Below are 17,705 nucleotides of genomic sequence, written 5' to 3'. Positions count from 1 at the left end.
CGCAATCCGGTAAGGATTCCCTTACTCCGTGGACGCGAGGTCGCGTGCGCATTCCTGGGCGTGGCCGACGATCGACGCGAGCCCCGTCCCGGCGATCCAGCCGCCGGTCACGGCCAGCCCGGGCACGGCGTCCACGCGCGCGACGAACGCCGCGACCTCGCGCCGGAACGCGGGCGTGGGCGGGGGCAGCGCGCCGTTCCACCGCGTGACGACGTGGCCCAGGACGCGCCCGTGCAGGTCGACGCCGAAGAGGCGCGACGCGTCCGCGACGACGCGGTCGAGGTCGGGCTCCGTCGTCGCGCCGATGCGCCCGTAGCTGAGGCGCACCACGTGGTGCCCCGGTCCGGCGGCGGCGCGGACGCGGTCGCGCAGCCAGGGCCACTTGGCGGTCGAGTGGGTGAGGGCCTTGGCCTCGACGTCCGACGGCGGCGCCGCCCGCCCGGCGTCGCGGTGCGGCGGGGCGACGAGCAGGCCGGTCCCGCGCGGGGCGTCGTCGAGCTCGGGGGCGCGCAGCAGGAGCGTCACGAGCCGCACGTCCGCGCCCGGCTCCGGGTCGGGCAGGAGGTCGGCCGCCGTCCCGACGAGCGGCCCGAGCGCGTCGACGAGCGCGGGGGTCGTCACGACGAGGCGCGGCGCGGCGAGGTCGACCGGCCCGCCCGGCTTCTCGGCGCGCACGAGCCAGGGCGCGGGCCCCCCGTCCGGGGCCAGGGCGCGCGAGATGCCCGTGACCTCGTGGCGCAGCCGGACGTCGGTTCCCACGGCGAGCCCCTCGACGAGCCGGTGCATGCCGCCGTCGATGCCGCGCACGGCCGACCCGGCCGGGGCGAGCGCGCGCATCGACGCGACGGCGCGCGCGAGCGACCCCTCGCGCTCGAACGCCTCGCGCAGCCCCGGCGCGACCGCGGCGACGTCCAGCCGGTCGAGCGGGGCGGAGTGCACGCCGGAGGCGACCGGCGCGACGAGCCGCTCGGTCACGCGCGCCCCCATGCGGGACCGCGCGAGCGTCTCGAGCGTCCGCAGGTCGGTGAACCGGCGGGGCAGCACCCGGTCGAGGCTCGCGCGCAGCGCCCCGCCGAGGCCGACGGCGCGGCGCACGTCCCGTGCCCAGGGGTCCGCCGGGATCCCGAGGACGCCCGCGCGCGGCAGGGGGTAGGAGTGCCCGGCGGCGTAGCCCCACGCCCCCGCGCCCGACGGCTCGACGACGTCCAGCCCCAGCTCGCGCACGAGGTCGCCGACGGCGGTGCCGCGCGCCGCGAACGACTCGGCCCCGAGGTCGACCCGCACGCCGTCGAGGCCGGGCAGGTCCCCGCCGCGGACCGGTCCGCCGGGCACCGCGGCGGCGTCCAGCACGACGACGCGCAGCCCCTGCGCGCGCAGGGTCCGCGCGGCGGTGAGCCCGGCGACGCCCGCGCCGACGACGACCGCGTCCGCGGTCTCGACCCCCTCCGGTGCGGCGGGTCCGGACGGACGGGGCGTCGTCGGCTCGGTGCTCACCGTCGGGTCGCCTCCTCGGTGGCGGCGTCGGGAGCGTCGTCCGCGAGCGTGTGGACGAGCGCGACGACGCGCGTCAGGACGTCGGGGTCGGTGTCCGGGGGGACGCCGTGGCCGAGGTTGACCACGTGCCCCGGGGCGGTGCGCCCGCGGCGCACGACGTCCCGGACGTGCGCCTCGAGCACGTCCCACGGCGCGGCGAGCAGCGCGGGGTCGATGTTGCCCTGCACCGGCACGGGGGCGTGGCCGTCGGCGAGGAGCCGGGCGGCGTCGTCGAGCGGGGTGCGGTAGTCGACGCCCACGGCGACGTCCTGCACCCCGGCCGCGGTGACGGCGTCGCGCATGGCGGGGAGCAGGTGCCCCGTGCCCGTGCCGAAGTGGACGACGGGCACGCCGAGGTCCGCGACGTGGGTGAGCGCACGCGTGCTCGCGGGGGCGGCGCCGGCCGCGTAGTCCGCGAGCGAGAGCGAGCCGGCCCACGAGTCGAAGAGCTGCGCCGCGCTCGCGCCCGCCTCGACCTGCGTCCGCAAGAACGTGCCGGTGAGGTCGGCCGCCCAGTCCACGAGGCGCTGCCACGTCTCGGGGTCGCCGCGCAGCAGCGCGCGCGCCGCGAGGTGGTCGCGCGACGGACGGCCCTCCACGAGGTAGGCGGCGAGGGTGAACGGCGCACCGGCGAACCCGATGAGGGGCGTCGTGCCGAGCGCGTCGACGGTCAGCGCGACGGCCTCGCGGATCGGGGCGAGCGCGTCCTCGGTGAGCTCGCTCTCGACGAGCCGGGCGACGTCGTCGGGCGTGCGGTACGCCTGGCCCATGACGGGGCCGACGCCCGGCGCGATCTCCACCTCGACGCCCGCGAGCCGCAGCGGCACCACGATGTCCGAGAAGAAGATCCCGGCGTCCACGCCGTGCCGGCGCACCGGCTGGAGCGTGATCTCCGAGGCGAGGTCGGGGCGCAGGCACGAGTCGAGCATGCTCACGCCCTCGCGCGCGGCGCGGTACTCCGGCAGCGATCGGCCCGCCTGGCGCATGAACCACACGGGTGTGATTTCCGGGCGCTTTCCGGTCGTGCCCGCGCGCAGGGCCTGCACGAGCGGGGAGCGGTCCGTGCGGCCGTCGGTCAGGGGATGGCCCGGGGAAAGGGCGACAGGAATCACAGCTACCGATTCTGCCTCTCTCCCGGGGGAATGATTAAATCGGAGGCACTGTGGCTCTTCTCTCCCTCACGGCCAGCCACCACGAGCTGGACCTCGACGCCCTGGAACGACTCTCCACCGGGGCGCACTCGATCGGCGGCTCCGCGGTCGCGGCGTGCGACGTCATCACCGGTGCGGTCGTCCTCGCGACGTGCAACCGGTTCGAGCTGTACCTCGACGTGGACGCCCCCCTCGACGGCACCGGCGTGCAGCACGCGACCGAGCACGTCGCGCGCATGGTCGCCGAGGCGTCGGGCGTGGAGGTGGCCGAGGCGCTCGCGTCGTTCCGCACGCGCGCCGGGACCGAGGTCGCCGAGCACCTGTTCGCCGTCGCGTCGGGCCTGGACTCGATGGTCGTGGGGGAGCGCGAGATCGCCGGGCAGGTCAAGCGGGCGCTGGAGACCGCGCACGCCGACGGCGTGACGTCCTCGACGCTCGAGCTCCTCTTCCAGACGGCGTCGCGCACGTCGAAGAAGGTCAGCACGCACACGACGCTCGGCGGGGCCGGTCGCTCCGTCGTCGCGCTCGGGCTCGACCTCGCCGCGGCCGAGCTGCCGCCGTGGCCGCAGGTGCGCGCCGTCCTCATCGGCACCGGGTCGTACGCGGGCGCGAGCCTCGCCGCGCTGCGGGCGCTCGGGTGCGACGACGTGCGGGTCTACTCGCAGTCCGGCCGCGCCGAGGAGTTCGCCGCCGCGCGCGGTGTGGAGGCCGTCACGGACCTCGTCGCGGCGCTCGAGGACGCCGACCTCGTGGTGTCGTGCAGCGGCGCGCGCGGGCGGGCGCTCGCCGCGGACGCCGCGCGCCCGGGCGCCGAGCGGCGGGAGCAGGCGATCGAGCACGTGCTCGACGCCGCCGCGGTGGTGCGGGCGCGCGAGCGGGCCGCGGTGCGGGCGGGCGAGGAGCCCGTCGCGCGCCCCACGGTCGTGCTCGACCTCGCGCTGCACCGCGACGTCGACCCGCGCGTGGCCGACGTCGAGGGCGTGCTCCTGTACGACCTCGCGACGCTCGCGGCGCACTCGCCGTCGATCGCGTCCGAGCTCGTGACCCAGGCCCGCGCGATCGTCGACGAGGCGACGCGGGCGTTCGAGGAGACGCGCCTCGGCCGGGCGGCGGACACGGCGGTGGTCGCCCTGCTGGCCGACGCCGAGCGGCGCGTCGCGCTCGAGGTGGCCGACGTCGTCGCGCTGCGCGAGGCGGACGGCGACCCGGTGGAGCCGGACGAGGCCGACGAGATCGCGCGCGGCGTGCGGCGCCGCGTGCACGCCGACCTGCACCGCGCGATCGTCGCGGCCCGCGCGGAGGCCGTCGCCGCGGCGCAGGCCGAGGAGCGCGCGGTCGTCGCGGACGCCCAGGCGCTCGTCCACGAGGCCGCCGGCGTGCGCTGACCCCCGTCCGCTCGACGGACCCGCTGCCTCGGGCATCCGATTGACAGCGCAGTCATAGCCGGGAGAGGGTGGCCGACGGACGCCCGTCGTCGACCAGGAGCACCGTCGCCCCGCCACGAGCGGCCCGGGCGGCGCCTGACCGACGGCCCCGGGGCGCCCCGGGCGACGACGCCCGGTCGCACGTCGAAGAGGACATGGCATGAGACGACCACGACTCGCCCTGCTCGCCGCGGGGCTCGCGCTCGCCGTCGCGCCGGGCACGCTGCTGCCCGCCGCCGCGGGCGCCGCCCCCGCCGACGAGGGCACCGTCACCGCCGCCGCGAGCGACGACCTCACGCTCGAGGTCAACCCGTTCGTCGGCACCGAGAGCGAGGGCAACGCCTACCCGGGCGCGACCGTGCCGTTCGGCATGGTCCAGCTCAGCCCGGACAACACGAACTCCTACGCCTCGACGTCGTACAGCACGAACGCCGGGCGCGTGTGGGGCTTCAGCCACCGGCACGTGAACAGCGCGGGCTGCCCCGCGGCGGGCGAGCTGCTCGTCACGCCGGACACGAGCGCGACCCCGCGCACCTCACGCTCCTTCATCGCGATCAAGGACCAGAAGAGCACCGAGCACGCGTCGGCCGGGTTCTACGAGGTGACCCTCGCGAACGACGTGCACGCCGAGCTCACCGCGACCACGCGCGTCGGCGCGCACCGCTACACGTTCCCCGCCTCGACGACGTCGCACCTGTCGTTCAACGTGGGCCAGACGCTGCGCGACGCCGGCGCGAGCTCGGTGACGTGGGTCGACGACCGCACGCTCGAGGGCTGGGTCGACAACGGCGGCTTCTGCGGCGGCACGCCGGACAAGCAGCGGTACTTCTTCAGCGCGACGTTCGACCGCCCGGTCGCGTCGAGCGGCACGTGGGGGACCGACGCGCGCTACGTCGCGGGCTCCACGACGAGCGAGGTCGCGGGCGGCAACAACGGCGCCGTCGCGGTCTTCGACACCACGACCGACCGCGACGTCGAGGTGAGCGTGGGCGTGTCGTTCGTGAGCGTCGACGGCGCGCGCGCCAACCGCGCGGCCGAGGCCACCGACGAGGGCAGGCAGGTCGCGTTCGACACCGTGCGCGAGGAGGCCCGCGACGCGTGGAACGCCGAGCTGGGCCGTGCCGCGATCGACGCGTCGCCCGACCAGCGCCGGATCTTCTACACCCAGCTCTACAAGACGCTTCTCTCGCCGACGATCGGCAGCGACGTCGACGGCCGGTACCGGGGCATGGACCTCGACGTCCACCAGGCCGACGGCTGGGACTACTACCAGAACTTCTCGCTCTGGGACACGTACCGCACGCAGGCGACGCTGCACGCGCTCCTGCTGCCCGAGCGCGCGCAGGACATCGTGCGCTCGATGTACCAGCACCGCGTCGAGGGCGGCTGGCTGCCGCGCTGGTCGCTCGGCGCGCTGGAGACCAACATCATGGCGGGCGACCCCGTCACGCCGTGGCTCGCGGAGAACTTCGCGCTCGGCACCGTCCCGGACGACATCGCGGACCAGCTGTGGGACTACCTCGTCGAGAACGCCACGACGACCCCGCCGGACGGCGTCGCGTCCGTCGGGCGGCGCAGCACCGAGTTCTACGCCGAGCACGGCCACGTGCCGTTCTACCCCGAGAACGAGGGCGGCCTCGGCGGCCAGTTCGAGGAGTACCGCCACGGCGGCTCCGCCACGCTCGAGCTCGCGCTCGCCGACGCGAGCCTCGGCGCCGCGGCCGAGCGCACGGGCCGCGAGGGCGGTCAGGCGTTCCTCGACAGGGGTCGCAACTGGCGCAACCTCTGGAACCCGGACGTCCCGCTCTCCGGCGGCTTCCAGGGCATGGTCAACGCGAAGCGCCCGACGGGCGAGTTCGTCACCCTGCCCGAGCTGACCGACGTCACGCGCTCCGGCTTCCACGAGGGCGTGCCGTGGCAGTACCAGTGGATGGTGCCGCAGGACGTCACGGGCCTCCAGGAGGTCATGGGCGGCGAGGACGGCTTCGTCGAGCGCCTCGACTACTACTTCGACCAGCCGGCGCTCGACGCGAACCCCGGCGTCTCCCCGAGCACGTGGGCCAACGGCGGCAGCTCGTACTACACGACGATCCGCTACAACCCGGGCAACGAGCCGACGATCATGAACGCGTGGCTCTACGGCTACGTGGGCCAGCCGTGGAAGACGAACGACGTCCTCGCCGCGAACCTCAACCGCTTCCCGGACACCCCGGGCGGCGGCGTCGGGAACGACGACCTCGGCACGCTCGCCGCCTGGTACGTCATGGCGTCGCTCGGGTTCGAGCCCGTCATGCCGGGCTCCGGGATCCTCGCGCTCAACGCGCCCAAGGTGCAGTCCGCGACGGTCACGACCGACGCCGGGGCGACGCTGCGCATCGACGCGGCGGGCGCGAACGAGAAGCTCCCGAGCTACGTCGCCGGGCTGGAGGTCGACGGCGTCGCGCACACCGCCGCGTGGCTGGACGTCGCGGCGCTCCAGGACGGCGGCACGCTCGACTTCGACCTCTCCGACACGAGCGCGGGCCTCACGTGGGGCACCGGGGCGGCCGACCGCATCCCGTCGGTCTCCGCCGTCGTCCCGCCCGCACCGGTCGAGGTCGAGGCGAGCGCGCGCTGCCTCGGCGGCCGGGCGTTCGTCGCGGTCCGCGCGACCAGCACGGCCGACGCGCCCGTCGACGTGACCCTCACGACGTCGTTCGGCGAGCGGACGGTCCGGCAGGTGCAGCCCGGCAAGAGCGCCTACCAGTCGTTCACCACGCGGGCGACGTCCGTCGAGGCCGGGACGGCGACCGTCACCGTGGTCGCCGCGGACGGCACGACGTCGACGGTCGACGCGGCGTACGACGCGCTGGTCTGCGACTGACCGGCAGGTCACCGCGGGTGCGCGCCGCGCACCGGTCGAGGGTCGTCGTCGGGCAGCACGCCCGACGGCGGCCCTCGCCGCGCCGCTAGGCTCGCCGCGTGAGCACCACCACGCGCCTGGGCGTCCTCGACATCGGCTCGAACACCGTGCACCTCGCCGTCGTCGACGCCGCGTACGGGGCGCGTCCCGTGCAGGCCGCGGGGGCGCGCACGGTCGTGCGCATCATGCGCTACCTCCGGCCGGACGGGTCGCTGTCCCCGGAGGGCGTCGCGGCGATGCTCGCCGCCGTCGACGACGCGATGGCGCTCGCGCGCGAGTCGGCCGTCGACGAGATGCTGCCCATGGCGACGTCGGCGCTGCGGGACGCGACCAACGGGCCCGACGTGCTGGCGGCGATCGGCGAGCGCGTCGGGCAGCCGGTCCACGTGCTCTCCGGCGAGGACGAGTCGCGCCTGACGTTCCTCGCCGCGCGCCGCTGGCACGGCTGGGCCGCGGGCCGGCTGCTCGTCCTCGACATCGGGGGCGGGTCGCTCGAGATCGCGTCGGGCGTCGACGAGGAGCCCGACCTCGCCGTGTCCCTCCCGCTCGGCGCGGGCCGCATGACCATGGCCTTCCTGCCCGACGACCCGCCCGCGCCCGAGCACGTCGAGGCGCTGCGCGAGCACGTGCGCGCGACGCTCGCGCCCGCCGTCGCGCGGTTCGCCCGGCTCCCGCGGCCGGACCACGTCGTCGCGACGTCCAAGACGTTCCGCTCGCTCGCGCGGCTCGCGGGCATGCAGACCGAGGCCGTCGGCCCCGACGACCGGTGGCGGATGCGCCGCGCGCAGCTCGCGGACTGGGTGCCGCGGCTCGCGCGCATCACGGCCGAGGGCCGCACCGCGCTGCCGGGCATCACGCCGGAACGCACGTTCCAGATCGTCGCCGGCGGGGTGGTCGCGGTCGAGACGATGCGCGCGCTCGGCGTCGACGAGGTCGAGATCTGCCCGTGGGCGCTGCGCGAGGGCGCGATCCTGCGCCGCCTCGACCACGCCTGACGTCCGGCGACCCGCTCAGCCGTCGGCTCCCGCCGCACCGCGCGGCGTCGCCCACCGCGGCGCGTCCGCGCCCCACGGCCGGGCCGGGGCCGGGTAGTCGTCGACGGGCTCGCCCGCGAGGCGGTCGAGCGCGGGCCGCGTCGTCGTCGTCTCGACGTCCCGGCCGTCGAGCCGCACCCGGTGCCCGACGACGCACCGCGCCCCCGGCGTCCGCGGCGGCCCGTGCGCGGGGTCGCGCCCGGGGGCCGAGAGCAGCGCGTGCGCGGTGCGGGCGAGCGCGCCGTCGACCTCGCGCCCGCGGCCGTCGGCCGCGCGGTCGGCGAGGGCGTCCACGACGGCCGCGGCCAGGAGGTAGCCCGTCGCGTGGTCGAGCGCCTGGGCGGGCAGGGCGCCCGGATCGGCGACGGCGGTGTCGTGCGCCGGGTCGCCCGCGGTCCCGTCCCGGGTGCCCTCCACGAGCGCGATCCCGCTGGCCGCCTGCACGATCGAGTCGAAGCCGCGCCGCGGCGCCCACGGGCCGTCGTCGCCCCACGCGCTGACGCGCGCGTGCACCGCACCGGGCGGGAGTCGCAGGCCGAAACCCTCCACCGCGCCCGGGCGGTAGCCCGTCACCAGGACGTCCGCGGCGTCGAGGAGCTCCTGGGCCCGGGCGCGGCCGTCGGGGGTCGCGAGGTCGAGCAGCGCGGACCGCTTGCCCTGCCCGGTGTCGAGGTGCTGGACCTCGATCTCCGGCAGCCCCGGCGGGTCGACGCGCAGGACGTCCGCGCCGAGCAGCGCGAGCGTCCGGGTCGCGACGGGTCCGGCGATGACGCGGGTGAGATCCAGGACGCGGAGGCCGGCGAGCGGCCGGGGCCCGGGGGCGAGCGGGCGCGGGGGAGCGGCGTCGTCGCGCACCGTGGTCCGCGCGGGAGGGCCCGACGCCGCGGCCCGACCGGGCGCGGACGCGCGCCACTCGTCCACCGAGCGCACGCGCACCGCGATCGCGCCGACCGTGGCCGCGCGGTCCTCGACCTCCTGGGCCGACCGCGCGGCGAGCGCCGCCGCGACGTCGTCCCGGGACGGGGCGTCCGCGACCGCGACGGGCAGGTCGAGGAGCGCGAGCAGCCGCGCCCGGTGGTGCGGGTAGTTCGCGTGCGTGCGGACCCAGCCGTCCGCCGTGCGGAAGAAGCCGGACAGCGGCGCGAACCCGTCCACCGGCGCGCCGTCGACCCGCAGCAGCCGGTCGCTCGCGAACGCCGCGGCGACGCGCTCGGGGTCGGGGGGCGGTCCGGGGTCGAACCCGCCCGCCCGCGCCGCCGCGTCCCGCACGGCTGCGACGGACGCGACCGCGAGGTCCCGGACGGGCAGCGTCGCGGCGAGGAAGCCCTCGTCGGCGTGCCCCGTCCCCCTGGTCATGACCCGACGGTACGCCCGAGCCGTGTTGGACAGTCGTCCATCTGGCGGTGCCCTGGTGGCGGCCTTACCGTGCTCGAGGCGTGTCAACCCGACACGCCGGGTATGTCAGATCTTTCAGGGGGCAGGGGATGGTTCGGAACGCGAGGCGCTGGTCGGGCGTCGTGGGTACGGCGATGGTGGCGGCGCTCGCCACCGGCCTGGGGGGCGTGCTGGTCGCCCCGAGCGCGAGCGCTGCGGCCGCCGTCGTGACGCCGCTGGGGGCGCGCACCTACTCGGTCTCGTCCTACTACGGTCCCCGGTGCATGCCCGTCGCGAGCGCGTCGACGTGGCACCTGGGACAGGATCTCGGCGCGGCGTCGGGCACCCGGATCAACGCGATCGCGGACGGCACGGTCCTCCGCGCGGGCAGCGTCAGCGGCTTCGGGCAGTGGGTCGTCCTGCGGCACACGATCGGCGGGAAGACGGTCTCGAGCGTGTACGGGCACGTGATCGACGGCGACAAGTACGTCAAGGCCGGGCAGACGGTCAAGGCCGGGCAGCGCATCGCCGACGTCGGGTCCACCGGGATCTCGACGTCCCCCCACCTGCACCTCGAGGTCTGGAACGGCACCTACGGCTCGGGCGCCTCGCACACCGACCCGCTCGCCTACCTCACGGGCAAGGGCGTCGACCTCGGGCGCAACGCGACGCGGGTGGCCGCCCGGCCGACCGCGACGTCGTGCACCTACTACACGAACGCCGCCGTGGACGTGCGTGCCGGGGCGGGTACGGGCGCCGTCGTCGCCCGCGTCGCGCGCGGGGCGACCGTCGTCGGCAAGCCCGGGGACGAGAGCGGCACCTGGCGCCGGGTGACGTCGGGGCGGACGACGGGCTGGGTCCCGGCCGCGAGCATCGGGCCGACGAAGCCCGCGCCGGTCAGCACGCCCCCGGCGACCACGCCTCCGGCACCCCAGCCGGCACCGAAGCCGCCGGCACCTCAGCCGACGACCCGGTACGTCACCGCCGCGTCGCTGAACCTGCGGGCGTCGGCGTCGACCTCCTCGGCCGTCGTCGCACGGCTCCCGAAGGGCACGAAGCTCTCCGTGGCGTCGACGTCGGGCGGCTGGCTGAAGGTCACCGCGAACGGCCGGACCGGGTGGGTCTCGGCCCAGTACACCTCCGCGAGCGCCCCCGCGGCGCCCGCGAAGCCGGCCCCTGCCCCGGCGCCGCCCAAGGCCGCGACGTCATACGTCACCGCCTCGAGCCTCAACCTGCGGGCGTCGGCGTCGACGTCGTCCAAGGTCGTCGCGCGGCTCGCGCGCGGGACCGCGGTGACGCACGCGGGCACCGCCTCGAAGGGGTGGCTCAAGGTGACCGCGGGGGGCAGGACGGGCTTCGTCTCCACCGCGTACCTGTCCGCGCAGAAGCCGCGCTGAGCCGGTCCGGCGCCGCGCCCCTCCGGCGGGCGCGGCGTCAGTTCCCCAGCGTCACCGTGCCGGGGAAGCGGGCCGCGGACCGGTCCGTGACCGAGCCGTCGCCCGCGGCGTTGATCTCGCTGATCATCATGACGAGGTCCAGGTCGGAGTCGGCTGCCCGGGCGAGGCTCGTGGCGAGCTGGTACGGGTCCGAGAGCGGCTGCATGTCGTAGTCGGTGACGATCGCCCGCGTCTGCATGCCGAGGGCGTCGTTCTCGACGGCGGTCCGCACGCTGTCGGCGAGGCGGTTCATCTGCGACTCGGTGAGCGTCATCGTCACCTGCTGGCCGGGCGACACGTCGCCGGACGGCGAGAAGCCGGAGAAGTCGCGCGTGTTGAAGTACTGCGACGACATGTCGTCGGCCGTGACGTCGAACGAGTACGTGCGCGCCGACAGGTCCTCCGTCCCGGAGGCGTCGAACGACTGCGACAGGCGGAAGTCGCCCCGGTCGCCGTACGTCGCGGTCATGAGCTGCTCGGTGCTGCCGTCGGGATAGGTCGTCGCGACGAGCGACCCCGTGTTCTGGCCGATCTGCCACTCGGCGCCGCCGACGGGCGTGTCGAAGCCGACGGTCGACGTCGAGTCGTAGTTGACGCGCTCGATCGTGGTCGTGCCGGAGATCCCGGTCGACGGGTCGCCGGGGATCTCCCCGGTGACGAGGTAGGTGTCGTAGGCGGCCTGGCCCTCCGGCGTCGACAGGTCGAACTCGGCGCTGCGCAGGGACGCGCCGTCGAGCGACGTCGTGTTGCCGAGCATGACCTTCACCGCGTCGAAGTCGAGGCCGAGGCCCGCGTGGTTCGCGATCGCCTCCGTCGGGCCCGCGGTGACGCGGACGGTGTCGTCGCCCGTGCGCTCGATGAGGCTGCTCACGCCCTCGGAGTCCTTGACGGACGACTCGAGCGCGATGTGCCGGAACGCGGCGTCGAGCTCGGTCTTGGCGTAGCTCCCGCCGTCCATCGTGACGGACGAGCCGACCGGCATGCTCCGCGGGTCGAACGGGTTGACGGACCCGGGGTCGACGTCCGTGCCGTCGGGCATCTTGAGGGTGTACTCGGACGTGACGCCGGTCGTGTACCCGCCGCTGACGCCCGTGCCGCCCTTCGAGACGCCGCCCTCGACGCCGATCGAGACGTCCGACTTCGACGTGTAGGTGGTGAAGCCGTCCTCGGACTTCTCCCCGACCGTGTACTCGGCGCCGCCGTTGACGCCGAACGAGACCTTGGAGCCGTCGGTCGTCTTGAACCAGTCGGCGAGCGACCCGCTGCCGGAGTACGTCGTCTCGCCGCTGTCCGGGTCGTGGGAGACGCCGAAGCCGACCTTCGAGTCCGTGCCCTCGGTCGCGGGGCTCCCGAGGCCGCCGTTGTCGGAGCCGCCGCTCTGGCTGCCCTTCACCGAGACCGTCGGGCCGCCGGAGCCGTCACCGCTCTCGCCGCCGTCGCCCGAGCCGCCGGAGCCCGACCCACCGGAGCCCGACCCACCGGAGCCCGACCCGGACCCGCCGGGGCCGCTGCCGCCCCCGCCCGTGCCGTCGGAGCTGGCGCTCTCCTGCTGGTCGGCGTTCGTGCGCACCTTGTCGGCCGCGTCGCGGAGCGTGGCCGCGGCCGCGGCGAGCGCGGGGCCGAGCTCCGAGGTCCAGCGGCCGCGCAGCTCGTCGCCGTCGGGGCCGGACCAGCGGGCCCCGCTGACGGTGGACTGGAGGCCGCCGCGCGTCGTCTCGAGCGACTCCGACGCCGTCGTCAGGCTCTGCGCGAGCCTGCGCAGCTCGCCGATGTCGGCACCGTAGAACCCCATGGTCGTCCCTCTGTCGCGGCGGATCGTGCTCCCGGAGCGTACGTGGGCGGGCGCCCCCGCGTCTCGGGGTGCCCATGGGGCGAGGTCCCCATGCCGGGTGCGGGCGGCCTGCCGGCCCGGCGCGCGGTCAGGCCGAGAGGACGTCCGCGAGCCGCTCGAGGACGATGCGGCCGGCGGGCGGGACGCGGTCCGCGTCGGCCGGCGTGAGCCACGCGAGCTCGGCGATCTCGGCGTCCGGCGCCGGCTCGGGGGACCCGGGCAGCGGCTCGGCGTACAGGCAGTGCATCCGCACGACACGCCCGCCCAGGCCGTGCCCCGGCGCTTCGGCGACGAACGCCGGGCGCACCGTCTCCGGGTCGAGGCGCACGCCGAGCTCCTCGTGGATCTCGCGCACCAGCGCCTCGGCGTCCGTCTCGCCGGGCTCCACCTTGCCGCCCGGCATGAAGAAGCGGTCCTTCCCGGTGGTCCGCACCGCGAGCAGGCGCCCGTCGCGGACGTTCACCCACCCGACGGTGCGCAGCGGCGGGAGGTCGGACGGCGGGGCCGGCGCTCCGGCGGTCGAGGAGTCGGCGGGGCGGAGGTCGGGCGTGCTCACGCGTCCCACTGTGCCACCCGGCTCCCACGGTCGGGTGGCCGGGGAACCCCGACGGCGCGTGGCGCACCCAGCGAACCACGCGCCGTCGGGCCTGCCCCTCGCGCGGCCCCAGTTCCGGCGAAGGGCGATCGTGCCGGGCCGAGGCCCGGCACGACGATCGTCACACCGACCAGCGGACCCTGCTCGGTGCGGACTCGTTCCAGACGCGGTCGAGCGCGGTCACGGCGTACGTGTACCGGCGCCCGCGCACGGCGGTCGGGTCGAGGAAGTCCTGGACCACCCGGCCCTCGGCCCGCTGCGTCGCGACGAGGTTCGCCGGGTTCTCGGTGTCCACGTGCTGCACCCACCCGTCGGCACGGTAGATCGCGAACGACGTCGCCGCGAACCGGCGGCCCCCGGCGTCGGTCCAGTGCACGCGGACGCCGTCGTCGCGCCAGCCGGCCCACGCGAGCACGGGGGTGCGGACCTTCGTGCCCGGGAGGTGCGGCATGGCGGGGACGAGCGCCGGGTACCGGTAGTGGTCGTCGCGCACGCGCGTCATCGAGCCCTGCGGGTCGGCCGGGACGTGCTTGGCCGAGAAGTACACGTTGCCGTGCACCGGGTGCTCCTGCTCCTGGCAGAACGTCAGGTGGTTCGACAGCTCGGCCGGGTCCGTGAAGACGCCCGACGTCACCTTGTACAGCGCCTCGCCGATGTACAGGTGCGTGCCGGACTGCGCGGCGACGTCGGCCCACCACGGGACGAGCTTCGCGTAGTCCGCGACGGCGAGCCCGAGCTGCCAGTAGACCTGCGGGTTGATGTAGTCGAGCCAGCCCTCGAGGACCCACCTGCGCGTGTCGGCGAACTGCATGTCGTACGACTGCGAGCCGCTCGTCTGGGAGCCGCGCGGGTCCGTCGACGCGTTGCGCCAGATGCCGAACGGGCTGATGCCGAACTTGACCCACGGCTTCGCCTGCTTGATGCGCTGCGAGATGGACTGCACGAACGTGTCGACGTTGTGGCGGCGCCAGTCCTCGACCCGGTCGAAGCCCGCGCCATGGGCGGCGAACGTCGCCGCGTCGGGGATCGTCTCGCCCGCGACGGCGTACGGGTAGAAGTAGTCGTCGAAGTGCACGCCGTCGAGGTCGTAGTTCTCGACGCTGTGCAGGATCGCGTTCTTGATGTGCTCCTGCGCCGCGGGCAGGCCCGGGTCGAAGTAGAGCTTGCCCCCGTAGGCCCACACCCACTCCGGGTGCTGCCGGGCGGGGTGCTCGGGGACGAGCTGCGCCGGGTCGGCCTGCATCGACACGCGGTACGGGTTGTACCAGGCGTGGATCTCGAGGTTGCGCCGGTGGCACTCCTCGACGACGAACGCGAGGGGGTCGTAGCCGGGGTCCCGGCCCTGCACGCCCGTGAGGTACTGCGACCACGGCTCGTAGGGGCTGGGCCAGAACGCGTCGGCCGTCGGGCGCACCTGGACGAACACGGCGCTGAGGCGGAAGTCGCGCGCGACGTCGAGCCAGCCCAGCAGCTCGGCCTGCTGCTGCTCGGCCGAGAGCCCGGACGCCGACGGCCAGTCGATGTTCACGACGCTCGAGATCCACATCGCGCGCAGCTCGCGCTTGCGGGGCGCCGGGGCCGCGGTCGGTGCGGCGTGGGCCGCACCGGGCGTCGTCAGCGCGGCGGCCGGGGTGAGGGAGCCGACCGTCACGGTGAGCGTGCTCGCCGCGACGCCGGCCGTGGCGAGGGTGAGGAACTGTCGTCGTCCGACGCCGGCCGCTGCCGGGGCGGGAGACGTGGGGGAGCCGTCGAGCGTCATTGCTGATCCTCCGGGTCGTCGAGTATGTGGCAGATAGTTTCACAGAACGTCGTGACTGTGAAGGTTTGCGCCACGCGCGCTCGCGACTATGCCGATCACGAGGTTGTCGGCGCTCCGGAGCCCTTCGCGGCAGCAAGCTCGTGGTCGAGTGCTCGTCGCCGGTGCGTCGCCGGTGCGTCGCGGGCGGCGACACGCGGTGCGTCGCGGGTTCGCCTGATACCTTCGTGACGAGAGTATGGTCGCGGGCATGGCATCGAAACCGCTCCAGGAACCCGCGTTCCTCGTGCTCTCCGCGCTCGCCGCCGGGCCGCTGCACGGGTACGGCATCGCGCAGGACGTCGAGTCCAGCTCCGACGGGCGGATCACCCTGCGCGCCGGCACGCTGTACGGCGCGATCGACCGGCTCGTCGCCGCCGGTCTGGTCGAGGTCGACCACGAGGAGGTCGTCGACTCACGGCTGCGCCGGTACTACCGGCTCACCCCCGAGGGTGGCTCGCGCCTCGCCGCCGAGGCCGAGCGCGCCGAGGCGCAGGCCCGCCGCGCGCTCGAGCGTCTCGGTGCCCGACGCCGCACGGCCGCCCCGGCGGGAGACCGCACGGCGACCCGCCCCGCGCCCGGGCGCGCCGGAGGGTCGCTCGACGGCGGGGCGGTGCCGGCATGAGCCACCTCGACAGTCACGACGACACCGACGCCGTCGGGACGGTGCTCGTCGCGCCGGTCCTCGTGCGGGACTACCGGCGGCTGCTGCGCCTCTTCCCGTACACCTACCGGCGGGCGCACGAGGCCGAGATGCTCGGGCACCTGGTCGACGCCGCGCAGCCCGGGCAGTCACGGCCGACGCGGGCCGAGCGGTGGGACCTGCTGCGTGCCGCCGCGCGCGAGTGGCTGCTCGCGCCGCTGGGCCCGACGGAGCGCCAGCGCGCCTCGGCCTCGGTCGTCGTGCTCGTCGTGCTGACCGCCGTGCTCGCCGCCCCCGCGGCGTACGACCTCGTGCGCGCCATCGAGGCGGTGACGAACGACTCGGCGCGGGAGGTGCTGGGGTCGCTCTCCTCCCCGGTGCTGCTGGCGACCGTGGCGGCTCTGGTCGCGGTGCCCCTCGCACCGGCCTGGCTGGCGTGGCTCGCCGCGCTCGTCGCCGTGGCCGTGGGAGCACGGCGGACCGGGCTCGTGCTCGCTGCGCTCGCGGCCACGGCAGGAGTCGTGGCCGTCGGGTCCCTCGTCGCAGCGGAGCGAGCGTTCGTCGCGTTCCAGGCGGTGGGTTGGGTCGTCGTCCTGCTGGCCTTCCTCCTGGCCCTCGCCGCGCGGGTGCGGCAGACGGCGCCCGTCTTCGGTGCGCGAGCAGGAGCGGTGGCGTTCTGGATGACGGCGGCCACCCTCGCGCTGTCGGCGCGTCGCGGTGCCTCGGTCGTCTCGCAGGAGCACGTCTGGGTGTCCCCGAGCGTCTTCTTCTCGTTCAACGCCGTCGTCGTGCTCTGGCTGAGCGCCGTGGCGCTGCTGGTGCTCGTCCGCCCGGTGCGGCAGGCCGTTCCGGTCCTGGGTGGAGCGCTCCTGGCGACGACCCTGAGCCGGTCGGACGTCTTCTGGTCCGGCGCGCTCGACACCACGGCCGTGAACCTCGGCAACGTGCTCGGCGTGGTCGGGCTGTCGGCGGCGCTGACCCTCGCGACCCGGTGGGTCGTCAACCGTCTCGACGAGCTCGCCGCCGTCCGCGCGGCGCACCGGGCTCAGCTCGCCGCCGTGGGCGGAGCGCCGGCCCGGGCCCGGTCGCACCCGGGCGAGCCGACCGCCGTCTGACACGGCCGTCGTCGACCACGACGCGAGGGCGGACGAGAACGGGGTCGGCGACCGAGATCCTCAGGATCCGGTCGCCGACCCCGTCCTCGTGCGGGCGTTGCGGGCTACTTCGTGAGCTCGACGACGAGCTCCACCTCGACCGGGGCGTCGAGCGGCAGGACCGCGACGCCGACGGCGCTGCGGGCGTGCACGCCGGCCTCGCCGAAGATCTCGCCGAGGACGGTGCTCGCACCGTTCACGACGCCGGGCTGGCCCGTGAACGACGGGTCGCTCGCCACGAAACCGACCACCTTGACCACCCGGACGACGTCGTCGAGGTTCCCGACGACGTCGTGCACGGCCGCGAGCGCGTTGAGCGCGCACACCCGCGCGAGGTCCGCGGCGTCGGCGGGTGCGACGAGGCCCTCGCCGTCGCCCACCTTGCCGGTCGCGAGCAGCGCGCCGTCGACGAACGGGAGCTGGCCCGAGGTGTGGACGTACCGGCCGGAGCGCACCGCGGGGACGTAGGCGGCGACCGGGGCCGCCACCCTCGGGAGGGTGATCCCGAGCTCCGCGAGGCGCGCGGCGACCGCCCCGGCGGGGACGCCCGGCACTACTTCTCCCCGGTGGGGCGCTTGAGGTAGGCGACGAGGCCGTTGCCGTCCGGGCCGGTCACGACCTGGACGAGCTCCCAGCCGTCGGAGCCCCACTGGTCGAGGACGGCCTTCGTGTTGTGGATGATGAGGGGGATGGTCGCGTACTCCCAGGTGGTTGCCATGGGGCGAGCGTAGTCGGACGGCACGGGCCGCGGCGCGGCCGGACGGGCGTGCCGCCCCGGGATGCTTACACAACCCGCACACCCGGGAGAGCCGGTTTTCCGGGGCTCTCCGGGC

Annotated in this window: 14 protein-coding genes; 6 read left to right on the top strand and 8 right to left on the bottom strand. The window is 75.6% G+C overall.

What is annotated here, in order from left to right; all coding sequences use genetic code 11:
- Window positions 1-21 precede the first annotated feature (21 nt).
- Entirely contained in the window at window positions 22-1,494 is a 1,473-nt protein-coding gene (locus AC3WT4_RS05865; protein ID WP_492314965.1) for a protoporphyrinogen/coproporphyrinogen oxidase, read from the bottom strand.
- A complete protein-coding gene (gene hemE / locus AC3WT4_RS05860; protein ID WP_492315104.1) occupies window positions 1,491-2,519 on the bottom strand; it encodes a uroporphyrinogen decarboxylase in 1,029 nt (342 codons plus the stop codon). Before hemE ends, AC3WT4_RS05865 begins: the two co-directional genes overlap by 4 nt.
- A 176-nt stretch (window positions 2,520-2,695) precedes the next feature.
- On the opposite strand from hemE, the gene AC3WT4_RS05855 reads away from it, so the two are divergent.
- From AC3WT4_RS05855 to AC3WT4_RS05845, 3 genes are all read left to right on the top strand, one after another.
- Window positions 2,696-4,069 carry a glutamyl-tRNA reductase gene (locus AC3WT4_RS05855; protein WP_074804863.1) on the top strand — a complete coding sequence of 458 codons (1,374 nt, stop codon included), beginning with the start codon at window positions 2,696-2,698 and terminating at the stop codon, window positions 4,067-4,069.
- Window positions 4,070-4,268: 199 nt separating this feature from the next.
- The gene (locus tag AC3WT4_RS05850) at window positions 4,269-6,971 is read left to right on the top strand and encodes a GH92 family glycosyl hydrolase (protein ID WP_492314964.1); all 2,703 of its coding nucleotides are present in this window, start codon (window positions 4,269-4,271) and stop codon (window positions 6,969-6,971) included.
- A gap of 98 nt (window positions 6,972-7,069) precedes the next feature.
- Entirely contained in the window at window positions 7,070-8,005 is a 936-nt protein-coding gene (locus tag AC3WT4_RS05845) for a Ppx/GppA phosphatase family protein (protein WP_492314963.1), read from the top strand.
- A 15-nt stretch (window positions 8,006-8,020) separates the two neighbouring features.
- Here AC3WT4_RS05845 and AC3WT4_RS05840 read toward each other — a convergent pair whose 3' ends face one another.
- On the bottom strand, window positions 8,021-9,400 hold the full coding sequence (locus AC3WT4_RS05840; protein ID WP_492314962.1) for a CoA transferase: 1,380 nt from the start codon (window positions 9,398-9,400) through the stop codon (window positions 8,021-8,023).
- 128 nt (window positions 9,401-9,528) lie between these two features.
- Here AC3WT4_RS05840 and AC3WT4_RS05835 point away from each other — a divergent pair, with 128 nt between their 5' ends.
- On the top strand, window positions 9,529-10,815 hold the full coding sequence (locus tag AC3WT4_RS05835) for an SH3 domain-containing protein (protein WP_083384940.1): 1,287 nt from the start codon (window positions 9,529-9,531) through the stop codon (window positions 10,813-10,815).
- Window positions 10,816-10,852: 37 nt separating this feature from the next.
- Here AC3WT4_RS05835 and AC3WT4_RS05830 read toward each other — a convergent pair whose 3' ends face one another.
- From AC3WT4_RS05830 to AC3WT4_RS05820, 3 genes are all read right to left on the bottom strand, one after another.
- Complete coding sequence (locus tag AC3WT4_RS05830; RefSeq protein WP_492314961.1) at window positions 10,853-12,646, bottom strand: hypothetical protein; 1,794 nt, start codon at window positions 12,644-12,646, stop codon at window positions 10,853-10,855.
- 127 nt (window positions 12,647-12,773) lie between these two features.
- Window positions 12,774-13,241 (bottom strand): NUDIX hydrolase, encoded by a 468-nt coding sequence (locus AC3WT4_RS05825; protein ID WP_257417768.1) that lies wholly within the window; start codon window positions 13,239-13,241, stop codon window positions 12,774-12,776.
- A 160-nt stretch (window positions 13,242-13,401) separates the two neighbouring features.
- Window positions 13,402-15,039, bottom strand: a complete 1,638-nt coding sequence (locus tag AC3WT4_RS05820; protein WP_492314960.1) for a glycoside hydrolase family 10-like protein — start codon at window positions 15,037-15,039, stop codon at window positions 13,402-13,404.
- 247 nt (window positions 15,040-15,286) lie between these two features.
- Between AC3WT4_RS05820 and AC3WT4_RS05815 the strand changes: the two genes are divergently transcribed.
- Both AC3WT4_RS05815 and AC3WT4_RS05810 read left to right on the top strand, forming a co-directional pair.
- Window positions 15,287-15,700, top strand: a complete 414-nt coding sequence (locus AC3WT4_RS05815; RefSeq protein WP_492314959.1) for a PadR family transcriptional regulator — start codon at window positions 15,287-15,289, stop codon at window positions 15,698-15,700.
- Window positions 15,697-16,833: a hypothetical protein gene (locus AC3WT4_RS05810; protein WP_492314958.1), complete on the top strand. Its 1,137-nt coding sequence runs from the start codon at window positions 15,697-15,699 to the stop codon at window positions 16,831-16,833. The genes AC3WT4_RS05815 and AC3WT4_RS05810 overlap by 4 nt, the downstream gene beginning before the upstream one ends.
- Window positions 16,834-16,937: 104 nt before the next feature.
- On the opposite strand, the gene AC3WT4_RS05805 is transcribed toward AC3WT4_RS05810, so the two are convergent.
- Both AC3WT4_RS05805 and sp36 read right to left on the bottom strand, forming a co-directional pair.
- Window positions 16,938-17,426 (bottom strand): RidA family protein, encoded by a 489-nt coding sequence (locus AC3WT4_RS05805; protein WP_108047796.1) that lies wholly within the window; start codon window positions 17,424-17,426, stop codon window positions 16,938-16,940.
- Window positions 17,426-17,590 (bottom strand): Sp36 family protein, encoded by a 165-nt coding sequence (gene sp36 / locus AC3WT4_RS05800; protein ID WP_021481786.1) that lies wholly within the window; start codon window positions 17,588-17,590, stop codon window positions 17,426-17,428. The genes AC3WT4_RS05805 and sp36 overlap by 1 nt, the downstream gene beginning before the upstream one ends.
- Window positions 17,591-17,705: the final 115 nt, after the last annotated feature.

This window comes from Cellulosimicrobium sp. EB106-03-01-XG111 (assembly GCF_058792115.1).
The sequence above is the reverse complement of the archived record's forward strand: the minus strand, read 5'-3'. Positions and strand labels throughout refer to the sequence as shown.